At 65.1% G+C, this 19,848-nt stretch carries 20 protein-coding genes; 6 read left to right on the plus strand and 14 right to left on the minus strand.

Going from position 1 to position 19,848, the window contains the following annotated elements; genetic code table 11:
- Positions 1-179: 179 nt before the first annotated feature.
- Entirely contained in the window at positions 180-1,022 is an 843-nt protein-coding gene (locus ACVIHF_RS39025; RefSeq protein WP_456793598.1) for a C40 family peptidase, read from the minus strand.
- On the minus strand, positions 1,015-2,394 hold the full coding sequence (locus ACVIHF_RS39030; RefSeq protein WP_456793599.1) for a leucyl aminopeptidase family protein: 1,380 nt from the start codon (positions 2,392-2,394) through the stop codon (positions 1,015-1,017). The genes ACVIHF_RS39025 and ACVIHF_RS39030 overlap by 8 nt, the downstream gene beginning before the upstream one ends.
- A gap of 207 nt (positions 2,395-2,601) precedes the next feature.
- On the opposite strand from ACVIHF_RS39030, the gene ACVIHF_RS39035 reads away from it, so the two are divergent.
- Positions 2,602-3,399 carry a tetratricopeptide repeat protein gene (locus ACVIHF_RS39035; RefSeq protein WP_310882018.1) on the plus strand — a complete coding sequence of 266 codons (798 nt, stop codon included), beginning with the start codon at positions 2,602-2,604 and terminating at the stop codon, positions 3,397-3,399.
- A gap of 174 nt (positions 3,400-3,573) precedes the next feature.
- Here ACVIHF_RS39035 and ACVIHF_RS39040 read toward each other — a convergent pair whose 3' ends face one another.
- The 9 genes from ACVIHF_RS39040 to ACVIHF_RS39080 all read right to left on the minus strand — a co-directional run bounded on the left by ACVIHF_RS39040 (position 3,574) and on the right by ACVIHF_RS39080 (position 12,325).
- Complete coding sequence (locus ACVIHF_RS39040) at positions 3,574-4,548, minus strand: type II secretion system F family protein (RefSeq protein ID WP_225161343.1); 975 nt, start codon at positions 4,546-4,548, stop codon at positions 3,574-3,576.
- A gap of 9 nt (positions 4,549-4,557) precedes the next feature.
- Entirely contained in the window at positions 4,558-5,535 is a 978-nt protein-coding gene (locus tag ACVIHF_RS39045; protein ID WP_092086635.1) for a type II secretion system F family protein, read from the minus strand.
- 11 nt (positions 5,536-5,546) lie between these two features.
- A complete protein-coding gene (locus ACVIHF_RS39050) occupies positions 5,547-7,010 on the minus strand; it encodes a CpaF family protein (protein WP_310882017.1) in 1,464 nt (487 codons plus the stop codon).
- Positions 7,011-7,034: 24 nt separating this feature from the next.
- Positions 7,035-8,303 carry an AAA family ATPase gene (locus tag ACVIHF_RS39055; RefSeq protein ID WP_018269598.1) on the minus strand — a complete coding sequence of 423 codons (1,269 nt, stop codon included), beginning with the start codon at positions 8,301-8,303 and terminating at the stop codon, positions 7,035-7,037.
- On the minus strand, positions 8,300-9,052 hold the full coding sequence (locus ACVIHF_RS39060) for a CpaD family pilus assembly protein (protein WP_310882016.1): 753 nt from the start codon (positions 9,050-9,052) through the stop codon (positions 8,300-8,302). Before ACVIHF_RS39060 ends, ACVIHF_RS39055 begins: the two co-directional genes overlap by 4 nt.
- An 8-nt stretch (positions 9,053-9,060) precedes the next feature.
- Entirely contained in the window at positions 9,061-10,539 is a 1,479-nt protein-coding gene (locus ACVIHF_RS39065) for a type II and III secretion system protein family protein (RefSeq protein WP_456794166.1), read from the minus strand.
- 2 nt (positions 10,540-10,541) lie between these two features.
- Entirely contained in the window at positions 10,542-11,336 is a 795-nt protein-coding gene (gene cpaB, locus ACVIHF_RS39070) for a Flp pilus assembly protein CpaB (RefSeq protein ID WP_225161339.1), read from the minus strand.
- A 127-nt stretch (positions 11,337-11,463) separates the two neighbouring features.
- Complete coding sequence (locus ACVIHF_RS39075; protein ID WP_310882015.1) at positions 11,464-11,988, minus strand: A24 family peptidase; 525 nt, start codon at positions 11,986-11,988, stop codon at positions 11,464-11,466.
- A 172-nt stretch (positions 11,989-12,160) separates the two neighbouring features.
- On the minus strand, positions 12,161-12,325 hold the full coding sequence (locus ACVIHF_RS39080; RefSeq protein WP_016842642.1) for a Flp family type IVb pilin: 165 nt from the start codon (positions 12,323-12,325) through the stop codon (positions 12,161-12,163).
- A 280-nt stretch (positions 12,326-12,605) separates the two neighbouring features.
- Between ACVIHF_RS39080 and ACVIHF_RS39085 the strand changes: the two genes are divergently transcribed.
- The 5 genes from ACVIHF_RS39085 (at position 12,606) to ACVIHF_RS39105 (ending at position 16,979) form a co-directional block, all read left to right on the plus strand.
- The gene (locus ACVIHF_RS39085) at positions 12,606-13,436 is read left to right on the plus strand and encodes a sterol desaturase family protein (RefSeq protein WP_026192176.1); all 831 of its coding nucleotides are present in this window, start codon (positions 12,606-12,608) and stop codon (positions 13,434-13,436) included.
- A gap of 15 nt (positions 13,437-13,451) precedes the next feature.
- Positions 13,452-14,897 carry a hypothetical protein gene (locus ACVIHF_RS39090; protein WP_456793600.1) on the plus strand — a complete coding sequence of 482 codons (1,446 nt, stop codon included), beginning with the start codon at positions 13,452-13,454 and terminating at the stop codon, positions 14,895-14,897.
- A gap of 196 nt (positions 14,898-15,093) precedes the next feature.
- On the plus strand, positions 15,094-15,600 hold the full coding sequence (locus ACVIHF_RS39095; protein WP_456793601.1) for a pilus assembly protein N-terminal domain-containing protein: 507 nt from the start codon (positions 15,094-15,096) through the stop codon (positions 15,598-15,600).
- Positions 15,601-15,771: 171 nt separating this feature from the next.
- A complete protein-coding gene (locus ACVIHF_RS39100; protein ID WP_225161336.1) occupies positions 15,772-16,341 on the plus strand; it encodes a TadE/TadG family type IV pilus assembly protein in 570 nt (189 codons plus the stop codon).
- 8 nt (positions 16,342-16,349) lie between these two features.
- Positions 16,350-16,979 carry a TadE/TadG family type IV pilus assembly protein gene (locus ACVIHF_RS39105; RefSeq protein ID WP_225645084.1) on the plus strand — a complete coding sequence of 210 codons (630 nt, stop codon included), beginning with the start codon at positions 16,350-16,352 and terminating at the stop codon, positions 16,977-16,979.
- A gap of 221 nt (positions 16,980-17,200) precedes the next feature.
- Here ACVIHF_RS39105 and ACVIHF_RS39110 read toward each other — a convergent pair whose 3' ends face one another.
- The 3 genes from ACVIHF_RS39110 to ACVIHF_RS39120 all read right to left on the minus strand — a co-directional run bounded on the left by ACVIHF_RS39110 (position 17,201) and on the right by ACVIHF_RS39120 (position 19,483).
- A complete protein-coding gene (locus ACVIHF_RS39110) occupies positions 17,201-17,413 on the minus strand; it encodes a cold-shock protein (protein WP_016842648.1) in 213 nt (70 codons plus the stop codon).
- A 279-nt stretch (positions 17,414-17,692) separates the two neighbouring features.
- Positions 17,693-17,986 carry a translation initiation factor IF-1 gene (gene infA / locus ACVIHF_RS39115; RefSeq protein ID WP_016842649.1) on the minus strand — a complete coding sequence of 98 codons (294 nt, stop codon included), beginning with the start codon at positions 17,984-17,986 and terminating at the stop codon, positions 17,693-17,695.
- Between the two features lie 24 nt (positions 17,987-18,010).
- Positions 18,011-19,483, minus strand: a complete 1,473-nt coding sequence (locus tag ACVIHF_RS39120) for a DEAD/DEAH box helicase (RefSeq protein ID WP_430641161.1) — start codon at positions 19,481-19,483, stop codon at positions 18,011-18,013.
- Between the last annotated feature and the right edge of the window lie 365 nt (positions 19,484-19,848).

Here is a 19,848-nt window from a genome sequence, read left to right on the forward strand (position 1 = left end):
GCATCTTCGTCGTTCCACGTCATCCCCGCGCAACGGCTTTGCCGTTGTCGCTGGAGGTGCGAGCCTTGCGGCGCAATTGCGCCGCTGGGCGAGCCTCGAAGGGTGGCGTGGCCGGACTGGGGCCGTCCATCCTTCGAGACGCGCTTCGCGCTCCTCAGGATGACGGGAATGTATATTGCTCAAAGCCGCTTGATCGCCAGGACTTCGCTGCCGGCGGTCTTGATCCGCGCGATCGCAGCCTGCGTGTTCTCCACCACCGTTGCCATGTGATGCGCGTTGGCGTGCACGATCGTTGTCGCGTCGCGCACGATGGCGACATGGCCCTTCCAGAACATCAGGTCGCCGCGCTGCAGCTGCTTGGATTCCGCGACCGTCAATTCGCGGCCGAGGCCTTCCTGCTGCATGTCGCTGTCGCGCGGGCAGCCGGTGCCGGCGGCGGTCAGCGCGATCTGCACCAGGCCAGAGCAATCGATCCCGAGGCTCGATTTGCCGCCCCACAGATAGGGTGAGCCGACGAATTGCTCGGCGATCGCAACGAAATCACCTGCCATCGTGTCGAGCGGCGCGAGATGCTGGCGTGGCAGATGCCAGCCCTCGCGGGTCACCGCGAACGCACCGTCCTCGCGGACGATGGCGAGCTTTGTCCCCATCGCCAGTGCCTCGACCGGCGGCAGCTTGATCGACGGGCCCGGAAACGCCAGCGTGCGCAGCGCCGTGACCTTGTGCGTCGGGGCGGCGCCGGGCTTGGCCAGCGCGGCCTCGGGAATCCAGCCGACATAGCCGTCATCGGCGAGCTGGCCCCAGGCCCAGCCTTCGCCGTTGCGATCGTACACCGTGACGCGCTCGCCCCGGAGCGCCTGCGTCATCTGTTCGGCATCGCTCGCCGGCGCCTGGCGTAGCGGCGCGATGGCGTCGCCGACCTCGAGCACTTCGCCTTCGACGAAGCGCAACGCCTGGACCTTGCCCTCCAGATACTTCGCCGCGAGGTCGTCGCGGGCCGGTGTCAGACGGGGGTCATGCATAGCGCTGGCTCAGCAATTTGTAGATCGCGCGCGCCGCCTGGCACTCGCCGCCTTCGGGACGGCCGGGCTTTGCCGACGGCGTCCAGCCGTAGATGTCGACGTGCAGCCAGCTCCTCGCGTGCTCGACGAAGCGCTGCAGGAACAGCGCGCAGGTGATCGAGCCCGCGAAACCGCCTGACGGTGCGTTGGTGATGTCGGCGGTCTTGGAGTCGAGCCAGGCGTCGTAGGCCGGCCACAGCGGCATCCGCCACAACGGGTCGTTCTCGCTCCTCGCACAGGATGCGACGTCGCCGGCAAGCGCCTCGTCATTGGTGTAGAACGGCGGCAGATCCGGGCCCAGCGCCACCCGCGCGGCGCCGGTCAGCGTGCCCAGATCGACCAAAAGATCGGGCGTCTCCTCGTCGGCGAGCGCCAGCGCGTCGGCGAGCACCAGCCGCCCTTCGGCGTCGGTGTTGCCGATCTCGACGGTGATGCCCTTGCGCGACTTGAAGATGTCGAGCGGGCGGAACGCGTTGCCGGCAACCGCGTTCTCGACCGCCGGGATCAGCACGCGCAGCCGCAGCTTGAGCTTCGCGTCCATCACCATCTGGGCCAGCGCCAGCACGTTGGCGGCGCCGCCCATGTCCTTCTTCATGATGAGCATGCCGCTCGAAGGCTTGAGATCGAGCCCGCCGGTGTCGAAGCAGACACCCTTGCCGACCAGCGTCACCTTCGGATGGGCGGGGTCGCCCCAGCTCAGCTCGATCAATCGCGGCGACCGCGTCGACGCCATGCCGACGGCGTGGATCAGCGGGAAGTTCTGCGCGAGCTCGTCGCCGTCGATGCAATTGAAGGCAGCGCCGAACCGCGTCGCGAGGTCGCGCGCCACCTCGGCGAGCTCGGCCGGTCCCATGTCGTTGGACGGCGTGTTGATGAGGTCGCGCGCCAGCGCCGCGGCATCCGCCATCCGGGTGATCTCCGCCGTGTCGACGCCGTCGGGCGGTACCAGGCGGACCTCGGGGACCTTGTTGGCGCGATAGCGGCCGAAGCGATAGCAGCCGAGCGCGAAGGCGAGTGCGGCAAGTCTGGTGTCGTGCGGCGCATTGGCGAAGCGGTAGACGCCCGGCGGCAGCAGGCCGGGCAGAGCGCCGGGCCGGAACGGATCGCGCGCCTTGTGGTCGGCGTCCTCGAGACCGAACAGCACCTGCGCGATGCCGCCGTCTGCCGCCGGCAGGACGAGCAATTTTCCCGCCTTGGCCACGAAGCCATTGGCCACCGCGAACTGGCGCGCCGGCGCCGGCAGCTCGCCCTGAATCGCATCCCATGTCGCCTTGGTGACGAAGGTGATCGGCGTGGCGGCGGTCGTGGGCGCGGTCTCGAACACGGATGGCATGCGGCTCTCGGCTGTTCTGGCGTCGTTGGTGGGCTACTACACGCCTTTCGCCGCGGATGGTAGCGCGCCAACCGTTCACGCGACATGCAGGGCCGGAACCGGAGCGTCGGCTGCCGGCGACGCCAGTTAACCAGACGTTAGGGTTAACAGTCTATTGCTGGCACGCTCGGCTGGAACCGTTCGCCCGATTTCGTGAGTCACAGTGCCATGTGTCGACAGTCCAATCTGACCCGGCATCTTGCTTCCGCAGCCCTCCTGGCGGTCCTGGCCGCAGGGCTTGGCGGTTGCCAGACCATGTCCGACGTGGCGGGATCGATCACGTCCCGGTCCGATCCCACGCCCGATGATCCCCGCCGCGCCGTCGAGGTCTATGGCGAGCGCTATCGCAAGAATCCCAAGGATGTCGCCGCCGCGGTCGGCTACGGCCAGGCCCTGCGGATGACCGGACAGCGCTCGCAGGCCTGCGCCGTGCTCGAGCAGGCCACGATCGCCAACCCCGGCAACAAGGCGCTGCTCGCCGCCTATGGCCGCGCGCTGGCCGACAACGGCAATTCGCAGGCTGCATTCGACGTGCTGAGCCGCGCGCACAGCCCGGACAATCCGGACTGGCGGATCCTGTCCGTGCAGGGCACCACGCTCGACAAGATGAACCGGCACGAGGAGGCGCGGCGCTATTACGCCAGTGCGCTCAGGCTGGCTCCGGACGAGCCGTCGGTGCTGTCCAATCTCGGCTTGTCCTACATGCTGACCAAGGATTTGCCGAAAGCGGAAGAGACGCTGCGCCAGGCCTATGCCAGCGCTCGCGCCGACACCCGGATCCGGCAGAACCTTGCGCTGGTCGTCGGCCTGCAGGGCCGCTTCGCGGAGGCGGAAACGATCGTCAAGGCCGACCTGCCGTCGGATGAGGCCGCGGCCAACGTCGCTTATCTCCGCGACATGCTGAACCGCAAGGACGGGCCGCGGACCGCGTCGCGTGCGGCGCCGGTCGTCGCCAAGGACGACTAAACCAAACGCGGCAGCAGCTCCACCGCCCCTTGAAAAGGGGAGGTCGCTTTGCTCGTGAGAGCAAAGCGGGTGGGGATCATCTCTCCACGAGGAGCGGTGTCTGCGGCTGACCCCCATCCCGGCCTTCCCCCTTTCAGGGGGAAGGAGAGAGGCAGCCGGCGCAGGCGAGGCAACTCAATGCATCGTGGCGATCTTGATGTAGGACGGGCCGAGGATCACGATGAACAGGCAGGGCAGGAAGAACAGGATCATCGGTACCGTCAGCTTCGGCGGCAATGCTGCGGCCTTCTTCTCGGCCTCGTTCATTCGCATGTCGCGGTTTTCCTGCGCCATCACGCGCAAGCTCTGGCCGAGCGGCGTGCCGTAGCGTTCGGACTGCTGCAAGGCCATGCACACCGACTTCACGCCTTCGAGGCCGGTGCGGCGCGCCAGGTTCTCGTAGGCGGTCTTGCGATCCTGCAAATAGGACAGTTCCGCGGTCGTCAGCGCAAATTCCTCCGACAGCGCGACCGATTGCCCGGCGATCTCGTTGGCCACTTTCCGGAACGCGACCTCGACCGACATGCCCGACTCGATGCAGATCAGCAGCAGATCGAGCGAATCCGGGAAGGCGCGCTTGATCTGGAGCTGGCGCTTGGCGATCGCGTTCTTCAGGAACAGCATCGGCGCCTGCAGGCCTGCATAGGCCGCGCCGACGCAAATGCCGATCTTGAGCGTGAGCGACCAGTTCGCACCGGCAATGAAGAACGTATAGATGATCGCGCCGAGCAGCATCACGATCGGCGTCACCGCGCGGGCGAACAGGAAGGTGACGTAGGGAGCGTGGCCGCGATAGCCCGCCATCACCAGCTTCTCGAGCGCCGCTTCCTGGGCCAGCCATTTGGTGAGGTTGAGATCGTCCACCACCCGGGAGACGACCTGCTTCGGCGACTGCCGCAGCGCCACCTTCTCGGTCTTGGAGAGACGTTCGCGCTCGCGCTGCCGCAGACGCTCGCGCTCGCTGGCGACCGCCTTCATGCGCTTGTTGAGATCGCCGCCGGCGAGCAGCGGCATCACCAGCGTGTAGACCGTCGCGCTTGCCGCGAAGAAGGCAAGCAGCATGGTCATGAACCTGACGTCGTGGAGCTTGGCGACCAGAAAATCAATCATGCTGCACCGTCAGAAATCGAAGTTGATCATCTTCTTCATCACCAGCACGCCCATCGACATCCAGATCGCGCAGGCGACCAGCATGAGCTGGCCCATCGAATTCGTCCACAGCAGGGCGATGTAGTCCGGCGTCGTCAGGAACACGAGGATCATCACGATCGGCGGCAGCGAGCCGATGATGGCGGCGGAGGCCTTCGCTTCCATCGACATCGCCTGGATCTTCTCGGCCATCTTCTTGCGGTCGCGCAGCACCCTCGACAGGTTGCCGAGCGCTTCCGACAAATTGCCGCCGGACTTCTGCTGGATCGCGATCACGATGCCGAAGAAGTTGGCCTCCGGCAGCGGCATCCGCTCGTAGAGCCGGGAACAGGCTTCGCCGAGCGGCATGCCGATCGCCTGGGTCTCGATGATGGCGAGAAATTCGCTGCGCAGCGGCTCCGGCGCGTCGTTGACGACCGCCTTGAGCGATTCGAACAGCGGCAGGCCGGCCTTGATGCCGCGCACGATGACGTCGACGGCGTCAGGCAGTGCCTTCAGGAAAGCCTTTTCCCGCCGCTTCTTCAGGAAGCCGAGCAGCCAGCGCGGCGCGCCGAGACCCATGGCAAAGCCGATGCCGGCCGCGCCGAGCATGCCGCCGCCGGCCAGGAACGCCGCGCCGAACCCGAACAGGCCGAGAGCGCCGGAGATCATCCAGAACTTCTGCTCCGACCACCCCAGTCCGGCCTGCGAGATCCGCACGCCGAGCGGGACCCTCTTGTCCTTCTGTCGCCGCGCCTCGAGCTCCTTCAACGATCCTTCGACCTGCTCGCGGCGGGAGCGCTGCGTGCGGTCGGCATTTCGTGTCGTCGTGGGTTCGCTGCGCGCCACCGACGCGCGCCGCGACTCGGCCTTCTTCTCCCCCGAAAGGTAGGGGTACAGGAAGACCCAGGCGATGCCGCCCACCGTCGTGGCGGCGAGGAAGGCGAGAGCCAGAGTTTGCATCTGCATCCTGCGTTCCCCTAGACCGGCGCCGGCGCGTCGGAGGCATCCAGCGCCGCCGCAAGCCGCTTCTCTTCGTTGTAGTAGCGCGCACGTTCCCAGAAGCGCGGCCGGCCGATGCCGGTCGAGCGGTGCTTGCCGATGATCTTGCCGTTGGCGTCTTCCCCGACCACGTCGTAGAGGAAGATATCCTGGGTGATGATGGTATCGCCTTCCATGCCCATCACCTCGGTGATGTGGGTGATGCGGCGCGAACCGTCGCGCAGGCGCGCGGCCTGCACGATGATGTCGACCGAGGCGCAGATCATCTCGCGAATGGTGCGTGACGGAAGCGAGAAGCCGCCCATGGTGATCATGGATTCGCAGCGCGACAGTGCTTCGCGCGGATTGTTGGCGTGCAGCGTGCCCATCGAGCCGTCGTGGCCGGTGTTCATGGCCTGCAACAGGTCGAACGCTTCGGGTCCGCGGACTTCGCCGACGATGATGCGCTCCGGGCGCATACGCAGGCAGTTGCGGACCAGTTCGCGCATCGTCACCTGGCCCTCGCCCTCGATGTTCGGCGGCCGGGTTTCCAGCCGCACCACATGCGGCTGCTGCAGCTGAAGCTCGGCGGCGTCTTCGCAGGTGATGATGCGTTCGTCGTGCTCGATATAGTTGGTCAGGCAGTTCAGCAGCGTGGTCTTGCCCGAGCCGGTGCCGCCGGAGATGATCACGTTGCAGCGGACGCGGCCGATGATCTGCAGGATGGTCGCCCCTTCGGGGGTGATCGCGCCGAACTTGACGAGCTGCTCCAGCGTCAGCTTGTCCTTCTTGAATTTGCGGATGGTGAGCGCGGGCCCGTCGATCGCCAGCGGCGGCACGATGGCGTTGACGCGCGAACCGTCGGCGAGGCGGGCGTCGCAGATCGGCGAGGATTCGTCGACGCGCCGGCCGACCTGGCTGACGATGCGCTGGCAGATGTTGAGCAGCTGCTGGTTGTCGCGAAAGCGGATGCCGGTGCGCTGGATCTTGCCGGCGACTTCGATGAACACGGTGCCTGCGCCGTTGACCATGATGTCGGCGATGTCGTCGCGCGACAGCAGCGGCTCCAGCGGGCCGTAGCCGAGCACGTCGTTGCAGATGTCGTCGAGCAGCTCCTCCTGCTCGGCGATCGACATCACGATGTTCTTGATCGCGATGATCTCGTTGACGATGTCGCGGATTTCCTCGCGCGCCGATTCGCTGTCCAGCTTGGCGAGCTGGGCGAGGTCGATCGCCTCGATCAGGGCGCCGAAGATCGTCGCCTTGACCTGGTAGTAGTTGTCCGAGCGGCGGGCTTCGACGACGGGGGCAGGGGGTGGCTTGCTGGGTGCCAGCGGCGGTGACGAGATCGCCGGTGCGACGGACTCGCGCGACATCGCCGGCGCGCCGGCAGGCTCCGGCGCCTGAAACGCGGGCTTGGGTGCCCGCACGTCCCCATCGTTTCCGCTACGCTTACCAAACACGACGTCTTGACTCCACGCGGACCACTATTTGGACCGCAGCTTTTCGAGCAGGGGCGACAGGAAGGACCCCCTCGGCTTCTTGGTCTCGCCGCGGCCTGTCAGCCGCTGCGCCATCTGCAGAAACATCTCGACCGCGCGGTGATTGGCGGAAATCTCGGCGATCATCTGGCCGTTGTTGGCGGCCGAACCGAAGATCTGCGGATCGAACGGGATGGCGGCGATCGGCTGGCTTTCGATCGCCTTGGCGAACTCACCGGCCGCGATCTCGGGACGCTTCGGCACGCCGACCTGGTTCAGGCAATAAAGCGGTGCGCGGTCGTTGGGCCGCGAGGCCTTCAGCAGGTCGAACATGTTCTTGGCATTGCGCAGATTGGCGAGGTCGGGCGCCGCCACGATCAGGATGTCGTCGGCCGCGATCAACGCGCGCTTGGTCCAGCCGGACCATTGATGCGGCACGTCGAGCACGATGCAGGGCATCGTGGTCCGCAGCGTATCGAAGATCGCATCGAACGCCTCGGCGCCGAAATCGTAGACCTTGTCGAGCGTCGCCGGCGCCGCCAGCAGGCTCAGATGGTCGGTGCATTTCGACAGCAGGCGGTCGACGAAGGCGGTATCGACGCGGTCCGGCGAGAACACGGCGTCGGCGATGCCCTGCGCGGGATCCTGGTTGTAGTTGAGGCCGGCGGTGCCGAAGGCGAGGTCGAGGTCGGCGACCACGGAATCGAGCGCCAGATCGCGGGCAATCGCCCAGGCGACGTTGTGGGCGATGGTCGAGGCGCCGACACCGCCCTTGGCACCGACGACGGCGACGATGCGGCCGACCGCCTTGGCTTCCGGCGCGGAGAACAGGTTGCAGACCGCGCGCACCACGTCGATCGCATGGGCCGGCGCGATCACGTAGTCGCTGACGCCGCGGCGCACCAGCTCGCGATACAGCGTCACATCGTTGACGCGGCCGATCACGACCACACGGGTGCCGGCGTCGCACACTGTTGCGAGCTGATCGAGGCCGGCCAGGATGTCGCCGCGGCCCTCGGTCTCGAGGATGATGACGTTGGGCGTCGGCGCCGAGCGATAGGCCTCGATGGCGGCCGCCATGCCGCCCATCTGGATCTTGAGGTGAGCCTTGGCCAGCCGGCGATCCTCGCCCGCCGACTGCACGGCGGCAGCGGTCTCGACCGTTTCGCAGAACGCCTGGACCGAAACCCGTGGCGCCGGAGCAATATGGTCGTCCACGGCCTGCGGCGGGGCGTCCGTCTGCTCTTCGGAGTTTTGCTGCGCGTAGGTGATCATTTTCCTGTGTCGCTTAGCTTGGCCCTGTCGGACTCGGGATAACTCGTGGCGGTGGTGGTGCCCTTGCGATACTTGTCGAAGGCGATGTTACGACGCGACGTATAGGCAGGGGTCTCCGCGCGCGGCTGCACGAGGTCGGTCGGGTCTTCGACCATGGCTGCGAGGTTGCGCTGATTGGCGCAGCCGAAATTGTAGTACTGCTTGTTCTCGATGTAGGACCCGTTGTGGATCGACGGGCCGAGATCTTCCGGCCAGAGACCGCACGGCCCGGCGACCGCTTTCATCTTTGGATAGTTCACGCGGATCGCGGGCATCTGGCGCGGATCCTCGGGATGGTATTTGCGAACGAGGATCCCGCGCGGCGGCACGCCGGCGGCGGCGAACGTGGCCTGGATCTCGCGCAGCGATTCCTGGGCGGTCCGTGCGTTCGGCGTGTCGGCGGGAACGTCGATGGTGACGGCGCCGGTCCCCTCGCGCATCCAGTCCTGCGCCATCCCCATCACCTCGGCGCGCTGCTCCGCAGTCAGGCCGCCGCGGCTGCGGCCGACGAAGACCACGATCGAGCGATCAGCCTCGGTGACCGCGATCGGATGGCGCTGGCGATAGTCGGCCGGTGCGTTCACCATCGCGAAACTGTTGTCGGCGGCGTGCTGGCAGGCGCCCAGCGTCATCGCGAGGCTGACGAGCGCTCCGGCGAGAGCGATGCCGCGCTGGTAACCGGCGGATGTCCTGGATGTGATCTGTGTCATCGTCCGCCTCAGTCCGTAATGAAGCCGTAAGTGCCGCGGTAATTCCGCGCCGGCTCGGTGCGGCCGGGCACGCCGTAGACGCGATTGATGCTGCCGAGCAGGTCGGCCTGCGGATCGGACGCGTTGGCGAAGCCGTCATCCGGACGCGACAGGTCCTTCTGCGCCACCGCGCGAACGACATAGGGCGTCACCAGCACCATCATTTCGGTCTGGTTGTTGACGAAGTCCCGGCTGCGGAACAGCGTTCCGAGCACCGGCAGCGACGCCAGTCCGGGAAGGCCATTGATCGCCTGCTTGGTCTGGTCCTGGATCAGGCCGGCCATCGCCATCGAGCCGCCCGAGGGAATTTCCAGCGTGGTCTCGGCGCGCCGGGTCTTGATCGAGGGGATCGTTGTTCCGCCGGCGCCGCCGGTCAGCGAGTTCTCGGTCGAGACTTCCGACACTTCCGTCATCACGCGCAGGCTGATCCGTCCCTCGGTCAGCACCACGGGCGTGAAGTTGAGCGAAATACCGAATTTCTTGAAGCTGACGGTCTGAACGCAATTCCCGATCGCGCCTCCCGTCGTCGTCTGACAGGTCACGCCGGTCGGAATTGGAAACTCGCCGCCCGAGATGAAGGTCGCCGATTCGCCGGAGATCGCAGTCAGGTTCGGCTCGGCGAGCGTCCGCACCACGCCTGCGCTTTCCATGGCGCGTAGCGTCGCCGACACCGATGGAGCGGCGCCGAACGATGTGGTGAGGGCGTTACCGGGCACCAGCGGTGCGTTGTTCGCCGTGAACGGGTTGTTGTTGGTGAACTTCACCACGGTGGTGCCGTAGTTGAGGTTCGCGGTGAGGTCGATACCGAGCTGCTTGATCAGGCTGCGCGAGACTTCGGCGACTGTCACCTTCAGCATCACCTGGTCGCGGCCGCGAACCGTGATGGAGTTCACGACCTTGTCGGCGCTGCCGACCAGCCGCGTGGCGATCTCGCCGGCCTGCTGCGCTTCGATCGGGCTCGCCGCGTTTCCGGTCAGCATGACGCCCTCGCCGACACCCTCGATCTGGATATCGGCATTCGGCAGCGCTGCGCGCAGGGCCGCGCGCACGCCGTTGAGGTCGCGCTTGACCGCGATGTCATAGGCCGCGATCTGCTGGCCGGCGGCGTCGAAGAACACGATGTTGGTCTGGCCGACCGTCGCGCCGATGATGTAGGCGCGTTGCGCCGAGCGGACCACGGCATTGGCGATCTTGGGATCGGCGACCAGCACGTCCTTGATGTCCCTCGGCAGATCGATCACCACCGATTTGCCGACGCCGAGTGAGAGGAAGCGGGCGTTCATCTGGCCGTCGGCCGCGGCGGGAGCGGCGCGGTAGTCGCCCGCCACCACCGGCGTCAGTGCCGGGTTGAGCGTGAGCGCCGCGACGGCCGAGAACGACAATGCGCGGACCATGAAGGCCCGCATCGTCCGTTGAGTTGCCCCGCCCTTCATCACCTGTGTCCTCATGGTCACTTCTGCATCGTTGCCTGGTTGGCAACGCCAAAGCGGATGACGTTGATCGTCTCACCGCGTCTTTGGTGGTTGTCTTCGGTCCTGACGTCGGTCCCGTTGTTATCGGCGATGCTGCGCAGCGCCAGCGACAGGACGCCGCTCTGGCGCGCGCGCGCCAGCGTCTCGGTCTGGTCAGGCTTCAGCTCCAGCGTCACGGTCTTGCCGATCAGTGCGTTGGTGCCGTCCTTCTCCTTCGGCGCCTGGTCGATCGCAAGGACGCGGATATTGGTCAGGATGACCTCGGAATTGACGATGTCGGCGCCGTTGCGGTCGGGATTCTTGTCGCGCTTCGACAGCAGGACGTCGACCCGGTCATTCGGCAGGATGAAGCCGCCGGCACCGGTCTCGGGAGAGATTTCAGTCGATACCGCCCGCATGCCGGTCGGCAGGATCGCGGCCATGAAGCCGCTTCCGTCGGCCTTGACGAGCTTCTGCTCGCGGATCGGCTCGCCCTGGATGAACGGGGCGCGCGCGATCGAGCCGGTGACGTCCTTGATGGCGTCGGCGTGGCTGTCCTTGCGCATGAAGCTGGCGCTGGCGGTCGCCGCCGGCCAGGTCTGCCACTGCAGATCTTCGGCCTTCACTGCCTGGCCGAGGCCGATGTCCGAGCGCGCGACCAGGATGTCGACGGTCGGCAGCTGCGCAACTGGCGGAGGAGCCGCCGGCTTGTCGTCGCTTCCGCTCGCCAAATAAAGCGCCGCAAGGCCGGCGCAGCCTGCAATTGCCAGGACCAGAATGCGGGCCTTATCCATTACGCTTCACTTTCCACATGACGCCGCGACGCTGCCGCCGCCGTGATGGGAGTTGACCAGCTATTCGTCAAAGCATGGTTAATGAGGCGTATCTAAATCGCCTTAACGGGCGGTTACCGCTGCTTTCTCAGCGCATGGCGAAGTGCGCGAGATCGATCGTCTTGATCCAGTCCGTCTCGGGATAGATCAGGAGGGCCCCAAGGGCGAGTGCGATGCCGTAGGGAATTCCGGTCTGCTTGTCGTGCAGGCGGCTGAGCCAGGCCTGGGACGCGAGCGGGTAGGGCAGTGGCCATTGCCGCAGCTGCAGCAAGAGCACGGTCAGCGCACCGCCAAACAGCGAGGCAAAGACCAGATAGGGCAGCAGGTGCTCGAACCCGAACCACAGGCTGGCGGCGGCCGCGACCTTGGCGTCTCCGCCGCCGACCCAGCCCATCGCGAACATGCCGAACGCCACCACCAGAACCAGCGCGCCTGCGCCGGCATGGGTGAGGATCTCGTGGACGGCCATCCCGGTCAGCGGCGCCAGGACAAAGAAGCCCGCCACCAGCGCCAGCGAAATCCGGTTCGGGATCGTCATGGTCAGGAGATCGCTCGCCGCCGCAAAGGCCATCAGGGCCGGAAACAGCATCAAGCGTGCGATGTCGAGGATCATGAATTCATGCCGTCAAGCTGGAGCTGCGGTCGAGACCCGACGCTAGCGGCCAATGGTGAACAATCGGAAAAGGATTGCCGGCACCTTCAACAGAGGCTGCCGATCGGCCCCCGACAAATAGCAAAGGTCCCGGGATTGCCGGGACCTTTGATGCGAATTCGTCGAAGCCGGCTTACTTCAGCGAGCCCGAGATCGAGTTGAAGGTACCCGAGAGCTTCGTGCCGACGCCGTTGACTGCAGCGATGATCGCGATGGCGATACCGGTGGCGATCAGGCCGTACTCGATGGCGGTCGCGCCCGATTCGTCCTTCACGAAGCGCGAAACGAGGTTCTTCATAAAATCACTCCTGTGTACACGTGGCTGGTCGAACTAGATTTGGTCTCGCCGGCGTTCTCAGCACCGTGACCATTGCGGCACCCTAGTGTTGGACGATTTCGGCGCAGTTAATTTGATCGCATAAACTCTGCGGGAACCCGCTGATGTTGCGCACAGTAAATTTGGCATTAAACGGTCCGCTCAAATTGCAGATTGTTGCTGCGACCCGGCGTCCGGCGCCCATTCACGGCTCCTTAAGCGCACATCTATACCCATGGGGCTTCCGTAGTATGAGGCTGCCATGTCCACCCTTCCGATCGAAGTCATCGAGATGCTCGGCCAGACGATGATGAGGGTGGTGCCGATCACGATCGGCCTCGCGCTGTTCTTCACGGTGCTGACCCACTTCTGGGCCTGCAATCCCGGCAAGCCGTGGTGGCAGAAGCGCGAGCTGGTCACGGACATCTGCTACTGGTTCTTCGTGCCGGTATTCGCCCGCGTGCTGCGGATCGGGCTGCTGGTGGTGGGCGCGGCCGCGGTGTTCGATGTGCACGGTGCCGACGAGCTGATCTCGTTCTACGAGAACGGACACGGCCCGCTGGCGCAGCTGCCGCTCTGGCTGCAATCGATCATCTTCCTGGTCGCCTCCGACTTCATGCTGTATTGGCTGCACCGGATGTTTCACGGCGGCGGCTTCTGGAAGTACCACGCCATTCATCATTCCTCCGAGGATCTCGAATGGATCTCGGCGGCGCGCTTCCATCCCGTCAATCTGCTGATCGGTACGATCTCGGTCGACGTGATCCTGCTGATGGCCGGCATCTCGCCGAACATCATGCTGTGGGTCGGTCCCTTCACCACATTCCATTCCGCCTTCGTGCACGCCAACCTGAACTGGACGCTCGGCCCGTTCAAATATGTGATCGCCACGCCGGTGTTTCATCGCTGGCATCACACCGCGCTCGAGGAGGGTGGCGACACCAATTTCGCCGGCACGTTTCCGCTCTGGGACATTCTGTTCGGGACATTCCGCATGCCCGAAGGCAAGCTTCCGGATGATTACGGCGTCGACGCCGAGCAGGGCGTGCCGGCCGAAATCGGCGGACAGCTGGCCTATCCGTTCCGTCATTGACCGGACTGCGCGCGCATGAGTGCTGAGACCGCAACCATCCCACAGGCGCGGGCCTCGGTGTTCGCCGAAGTCCCGGCCTGGTTCTGGATGGCGTGCGGCGTCTATGCGTTGCTGCTGGTCGTCGGCGACAGGCTGCTCGCCGATTCCGACACCTACTGGCAGATTGCCGTCGGCCGGTGGATCCTCGACCACCGCGCATTGCCGTCGGTCGATATCTATTCCTTCACCAAAGCGGGTGAGCCTTGGGTGTCGTCGTCGTGGCTGGCGCAGGTCCTGTTCGCGAAGGCCTACGACCTTGCCGGGTGGACCGGGCCTGCGGTGCTGGCCGCGGCTTGCGGTGCCGCCACCTTCGCGCTGCTCACCGCCATCCTCAGCCGCGCGCTGCCGGCGATCTACGCCAGCCTGATCGCGCTGGCGGCGCTGGTGCTGACATGCGCGCATCTGCTGGCCCGTCCGCATGTGCTTGCGCTGCCGATCATGATGGTCTGGGCGAACGGCCTGATGGTCGCCAGCGAACGCCGCGAGGCCCCCTCGTTCTGGCTGCTGCCGTTGATCGCGCTCTGGGCCAATCTGCATGGCGGCTTTCTGTTTGGCCTGGTGCTGGCCGGCGCCTTCGCGCTCGATGCGCTGTGGAACGCCGCGCCGGCGCAAAGATTGCCGCTGGCGCTGCGCTGGGCCGCATTCGGCCTCGGCGCGCTGGCCGCGTGCTGCGTGACGCCCTATGGCTGGGGAACGATCCTCGCCTCGCTGAAGATTCTCAGCCTCGGTGAACTGCTGCATCTCATCACGGAGTGGATGCCGGCGAGTTTCAGCCACGTCGATGCATTCGAACTGACCATTCTCGGCCTGATCGGGGGGGCGCTCTATTGCGGGGTGAAGCTGCCGCTGCCGCGGATCGCCCTGGCGCTGGGCCTGCTGCACATGGCGCTATCCCATGTCAGGAATCTCGAGCTCTTCGCCCTGCTGTTGCCGCTGGCTGTGCTGACGCCGGTGGCAACCCAGTTCGGCCTGCGTGCCGCAAGCGTGGTCCGGCTGAAGGCCACGCCGGCCGTGATGCTGATCGCCGTGCTCTGCGCCGCGACCTGGTTCATCGCGGCGCGTCGGGACATGTCGCCGCCGACGATCCATTCGCCCGCTGCCGCCGTCGACGCGCTGAAGGCGCAAAACGTGCAGCGCGTGCTCAATGATCTGCAGTTCGGCGGCTATCTGATCTGGCGCCAGGTGCCGGTGTTCGTCGACGGCCGTGCCGAGCTTTACGGCGAGAAATTCGAGATGACGTATTACCGTGCGCTCCAGCTCAAGGACGTCAACGGCTTCCTCGACCTGCTCAAGACCTACAGAATCGATGCGGTGATGCTCGATCCAGCAACGCCCGCCTCCAAGTTTCTCGATCACATCGATGGATGGCAGCGCCTCTACGCCGACGATCGCGTGGTGGTGCATGTGCGTGGTGCCGGCTAGGCGGCGGTCCCCGCGGGGGCGTTTTTCCGCGGGATCACCGGGCCGTTGGTCGATCCGTTCCGGAAGTCGTGACATCCGCGCAATTCAGCGGTCGATTTTTGCTCTTCTTAAATGAATTGCCGTCAGATTTGCCTGCGTCGGGCGCCGGTCCGCTGCGTATCGCTTTTGCCGGCTTGTTAACGTCCCGGGGTAAGGTATGTCGTTTCAATTCCAGCGTATTGGCGCCGTCGCGCGCATTGGATTCATCTCGCTGGCCGCAGCCGTTCTGCTGTGGCCCGCATTCGCAACGGCCGCGCCGGATCCGGACCGGATTGCGGTCAATGTCGATCAGGCCAAGCTCGTCAAGCTGCCCGGCGGCATTTCCACCATCGTGGTCGGCAACCCGCTGATCGCCGACGTCACCCTGCAGAATGGCGGCGTTGTCGTCGTGACCGGCAAGGGCTACGGCGCGACCAACTTCATCGCACTCGACCGCACCGGCCAGGTGCTGGTGGATCGCCAGATCCAGGTCGAAGGTCCGACCGACCAGCTTGTCACCGTCTATCGCGGCGTCGATCGCGAGACCTACAGCTGCATGCCGGTCTGCCAGCGCCGCATCACCCTCGGCGACGGCGAGACCTACTTCAAGTCGACCATGGACCAGGCCGGCTCGCTCAACAGCCAGGCCTCCGGCTCGGGCGCGGTCGCGAAGCCGCAGAACTAGCGCGTGTCCGCGCCGGCGTTTCACACGCCGGGGCAGCCGCCGGCCGCGGGCGGTTCATCCGACATGGTTAAGAAAAGCCTGACGGATCGGGTCGCCCTGTCTCGATCCGGCGAAATACTTCGACAATGAGTCTTGGGTAGTTGTTGCCGCTATGTTGATCCGGGGTCGTTGATGCCGCTACCCGCTCATTCTTTCACGCGCCTCCTCCATCGCTTTCGCAGAAACCGCCGTGGCGCGACCGCGGTCGAATTCGCGATGGTCGCGCCGCTGTTTTTCGGACTGCTGTTTGCGATCATCGAAGTGGCGATGATCTTCTTTGCGAGCCAGGTGCTGGAGACGGTGACGCAGGATTCGGCGCGCATGATCATGACCGGTCAGGCGCAGGGCGCCAGCTATACCCAGCAGCAGTTCAAGGACTTCGTCTGCGGCCAGGTCAACCCGCTGTTCGATTGCGCCAACGGCATATCGGTCGACGTGCGCAGCTATCCCGCTGCGACGGGCTTCAGCAGCGTCAACATCGCGCCTCCAATCGATTCCAACAACGCATTCATTCCGGCCATGAAATGGTGTCCCGGCAAGGACGGCGACGTCGTGGTGGTCCGGCTGTTCTATCAGTGGCCGCTGTTCGTCACCAAGCTTGGCTTCAATGTCGCCAACCTCGCCAATGGCAAGCGGCTGCTGACCGCGACCGCGACATTCAAGAACGAGCCATCCGGGACCGCCGGGGCGACATGCTCATGAGCAACGTCATGAAAACCCAGGCAGCGGCCTTGCTGCGCTCCGTCGTGGCCCTCTGCAATGACCGCCGGGGCCTTGCTGCCGTCGAGTTCGCTTTCGTCCTGCCGCTGATGCTGGTGCTGTTCTTCGGCACCGTCGAGTTTTCATCCGGTGTCGCGGTCGACCGCAAGGTCACGCTTATGGCGCGCGCCGCGTCGGACCTGACCTCGCAGTCGACGCAGGTGGTGGATGCCGACCTGCAGAACTTCTTCAGTGCCAGCGTCGGCATCATGACGCCGTACGATCCGACGCCGACCAAGGTCACGTTGTCGGAAATCTACGTCGATGCCTCGAAGGTCGCGCGGATCCAGTGGAGCAAGGCGGGGGTGATGGCCACGGGCGCCACCCAGGCCACATTGACGGCCTCGAGCCGCAGCCAGGGTGATGTCGTGACCAGCGTCGTTCCGGCGGCGCTGCTGGTTGCGGGCACATATCTGATCTTCAGCGAAGTCAGCTACAAATACGTTCCGACGGTCGGCTATGTGATGGCCAAGAGCGGCATCAATCTCACCGATGTCGCCTTCACAAGGCCGCGGCAGTCGGTTTGCGTGTTCTACGCCCCAACGTCTGCCACGATGCCGACGACCTGCTCGACCTATTAGAGCGTTTTCGAGCGAAGTGGATACCGGTTCGCGTGGAGAAAACGCGTCAAAACAAGAATCTAGAGCCCCGTTCCGATTCCATCGGAACGGGAAAAGCTCTAGAGCTTTCGAACGACGCGGACGCCGGTTGGCAATCCAGACAAAAAGGGCCGCACCCGAAGGTGCGGCCCTTGATGCTTTAGCGACAATTTCCTGGAGCTTCGCGCTCCCGGGAAATCGGCTTATCCGGCGGCGCGCAGATTGTCGGCCGAGGATTTGCCGGAACGGCGGTCAGCCACGATCTCGTAGGAGATCTTCTGGCCTTCACGCAGAGTGCCAAGGCCGGCGCGCTCGACTGCACTGATGTGCACGAACACGTCGTTCCCGCCTTCATCCGGCTGGATGAAGCCGTAGCCCTTGGTCGCGTTAAACCACTTCACGGTTCCCATGCTCACGTGGGTAGTCCCTTCTCAGATATACAAGTTCAAGACCCGCTGATCGGCGGGGTGGTGAGATCGAATTTTTGGAAGGGTCGTCAGCGTCTGAACCGGCTGTACCGGTATTGGCTAATGTCGTCCGGCCGAAAATCGATGGGTAGGATATTATTCGATAGAAGGCTTCAAAACAATCCTGAAAACAATCCTGACGTGCGCGATTTTTTGGCCGGCGCAGCCGCCGGCCAATTGTGCGCAGGACATCAGGACGTCATGCCCGCAGCGGTTGCAATACCCCGCTTATCGGCGGCGGAACTGGCCGCCGCGCTGGGCTCCGCCCCGCGGCGGGCCGCCGGGCGCGCCGCTCGGACGTTCGTCCTTGTGCCGGAAGATCAGGCGCCCCTTTTCGAGATCGTAGGGCGACATTTCGATCGTAACGCGGTCGCCGGCCAGCGTCTTGATGCGGTTTTTCTTCATCTTGCCGGCGGTGTAGGCGACGATCTCGTGCCCGGCATCGAGTTGCACCCGGTAACGAGCGTCGGGGAGGATTTCGGTCACCAGTCCTTCGAACTGGATCAGCTCTTCCTTAGCCATATGTTTCTCCAGATCGAGCGACGGCTAGTGCTTCGGTCGGTTGTTGCGGTTGGATTGCGGATTCGGCCGGCTCTCGCGATGCAAGAAGGCGACGCCCTGAATGCCTTCGCTGTTGCCGGCCTGCGACGGACGCGGCGACTCGCCCCGGCTCGTCTGCGGCGCGCCATTATTACCACCTCGACGGCGGCGGCGGCGAGGGCCTTTTGCGCCCGGAGCGGCCTCATTCCCACGGACATTATGCGCACGGGGCGCAGAGCGGCCGCCCCGGTGCGGGTGGGTGGCCTGCGCCGGCCCGGCGGCCTCGCGGCCGCCAGAGGAGCTGCCTTGCGTGCGGCGGTCTTCCCGCGGCACGGTAATCCGGATCAGCCGCTCGATATCGCGCAGATAGCCCATCTCCTCGGCACCGGCGATCAGCGAGATCGCGACGCCGTCGGCGCCGGCGCGTGCCGTGCGGCCGATGCGGTGGACGTAGGTCTCCGGGATGTTGGGCAGGTCGAAATTCACCACGTGGCTGACGCCGTCGACGTCGATGCCGCGGGCGGCGATATCGGTCGCCACCAGCGTGCGGATCTCGCCGGAACGGAACGCCGCCAGCGTGCGCTCGCGGTGGTTCTGCGACTTGTTGCCGTGGATCGCATTGGCCTCGATGCCGGCCTTGGCAAGGCTTTTCACCACCTTGTCGGCGCCGTGCTTGGTGCGGGTGAAGACCAGGGCGCGGTTGACCGGCTCCTGCTTCAGCAACTGGGCGAGAACCGTCGGCTTGGCCGCGAAATCGACCTGGATCGCGCGCTGGGCGATGCGATCCACCGTCGAGGCCACCGGCGTCACCGCCACGCGGGCCGGGTCGCGCAGCATCGCCTCGGCGAGCTCGGCGATGTCCTTGGGCATGGTGGCCGAGAAGAACAGCGTCTGGCGCCGGATCGGCAGCTTGGCGACGATTTTCCGGATGTCGTTGATGAAGCCCATGTCGAGCATGCGGTCGGCTTCATCGAGCACCAGGAACTCGACCTGGTTGAGCTTCAGGCCGTTGCTCTGCACGAGATCGAGCAGGCGGCCGGGGGTGGCGACCAGCACCTCGACGCCCTGCATCAGGGAACGGACCTGGCGGCCCATCGGCACGCCGCCGATGGCGAGCGTCGAGGACAGCCGGATGTGGCGGCCATAGGTGTTGAAACTGTCGAGGATCTGGCCGGACAGTTCACGGGTCGGCGAGAGCACCAGCACGCGGCAGCTCTTGGGCTGCGGGCGGACGCGGTTCTCCAGCAGCCGGTGCAGGATTGGCAGCGCGAAGGAGGCGGTCTTGCCGGTGCCGGTCTGGGCGATGCCGACGACGTCGCGGCCGGCAAGGGCTAGCGGGATGGTCTGGGCCTGGATGGGGGTCGGCGTGAGATAATTTTCTTCTCGGAGCGCGCGGGCGATGGGATCGGCGAGGCCGAAATCCTGAAAGGAGGTCAAAAGGTGGTTCTTTCCATAAAAGCCGTCGTCGTCCCGGCCCATATCGGCCGGAAGCGTGTGAAGGCATTCGGGGACACCCGCGTGTCTGGGGCGTCAAGCTGGGTTAGCTGAAAGGCGAGCCAGAAGCCGCTTGGGGCAGCTTGAACACGCAGCTCGCGAAGGCACCGCGACTCTCGCGGGCATGGCGAGGATATGGACCAGGAACTGGGCGGTTTCAAGATGAGATTGCCGTCTTTGGTGCCCGGAGTTCGCTGAACCATCGCGCAAACTGTCACAAATCGATGCCGGAAATTTAGCCAAGGCGGCGATTTTGCCTACAAAATAATCTGATTGCTCTTTCGGCAGTCAAGTTGGCGGCTCAATGATTGAGCAGTCGGCTTCCGTATTTGCCCGGAACCGATGAAATT

It is taken from the genome of Bradyrhizobium sp. USDA 4506, from assembly GCF_054058795.1.

Bases quoted from the DNA above. Each gene is read 5' to 3' on its own strand.
- ACVIHF_RS39025 (WP_456793598.1), bottom strand. From the start codon at position 1,022: ATGCATGACCCCCGTCTGACACCGGCCCGCGACGACCTCGCGGCGAAG.
- ACVIHF_RS39030 (WP_456793599.1), bottom strand. From the start codon at position 2,394: ATGCCATCCGTGTTCGAGACCGCGCCCACGACCGCCGCCACGCCGATC.
- ACVIHF_RS39035 (WP_310882018.1), top strand. From the start codon at position 2,602: ATGTGTCGACAGTCCAATCTGACCCGGCATCTTGCTTCCGCAGCCCTC.
- ACVIHF_RS39040 (WP_225161343.1), bottom strand. From the start codon at position 4,548: ATGATTGATTTTCTGGTCGCCAAGCTCCACGACGTCAGGTTCATGACC.
- ACVIHF_RS39045 (WP_092086635.1), bottom strand. From the start codon at position 5,535: ATGCAGATGCAAACTCTGGCTCTCGCCTTCCTCGCCGCCACGACGGTG.
- ACVIHF_RS39055 (WP_018269598.1), bottom strand. From the start codon at position 8,303: ATGATCACCTACGCGCAGCAAAACTCCGAAGAGCAGACGGACGCCCCG.
- ACVIHF_RS39060 (WP_310882016.1), bottom strand. From the start codon at position 9,052: ATGACACAGATCACATCCAGGACATCCGCCGGTTACCAGCGCGGCATC.
- ACVIHF_RS39065 (WP_456794166.1), bottom strand. From the start codon at position 10,539: ATGAGGACACAGGTGATGAAGGGCGGGGCAACTCAACGGACGATGCGG.
- cpaB (WP_225161339.1), bottom strand. From the start codon at position 11,336: ATGGATAAGGCCCGCATTCTGGTCCTGGCAATTGCAGGCTGCGCCGGC.
- ACVIHF_RS39075 (WP_310882015.1), bottom strand. From the start codon at position 11,988: ATGATCCTCGACATCGCACGCTTGATGCTGTTTCCGGCCCTGATGGCC.
- ACVIHF_RS39080 (WP_016842642.1), bottom strand. From the start codon at position 12,325: ATGAAGAACCTCGTTTCGCGCTTCGTGAAGGACGAATCGGGCGCGACC.
- ACVIHF_RS39085 (WP_026192176.1), top strand. From the start codon at position 12,606: ATGTCCACCCTTCCGATCGAAGTCATCGAGATGCTCGGCCAGACGATG.
- ACVIHF_RS39090 (WP_456793600.1), top strand. From the start codon at position 13,452: ATGAGTGCTGAGACCGCAACCATCCCACAGGCGCGGGCCTCGGTGTTC.
- ACVIHF_RS39095 (WP_456793601.1), top strand. From the start codon at position 15,094: ATGTCGTTTCAATTCCAGCGTATTGGCGCCGTCGCGCGCATTGGATTC.
- ACVIHF_RS39100 (WP_225161336.1), top strand. From the start codon at position 15,772: ATGCCGCTACCCGCTCATTCTTTCACGCGCCTCCTCCATCGCTTTCGC.
- ACVIHF_RS39105 (WP_225645084.1), top strand. From the start codon at position 16,350: ATGAAAACCCAGGCAGCGGCCTTGCTGCGCTCCGTCGTGGCCCTCTGC.
- infA (WP_016842649.1), bottom strand. From the start codon at position 17,986: ATGGCTAAGGAAGAGCTGATCCAGTTCGAAGGACTGGTGACCGAAATC.
- ACVIHF_RS39120 (WP_430641161.1), bottom strand. From the start codon at position 19,483: ATGGGCCGGGACGACGACGGCTTTTATGGAAAGAACCACCTTTTGACC.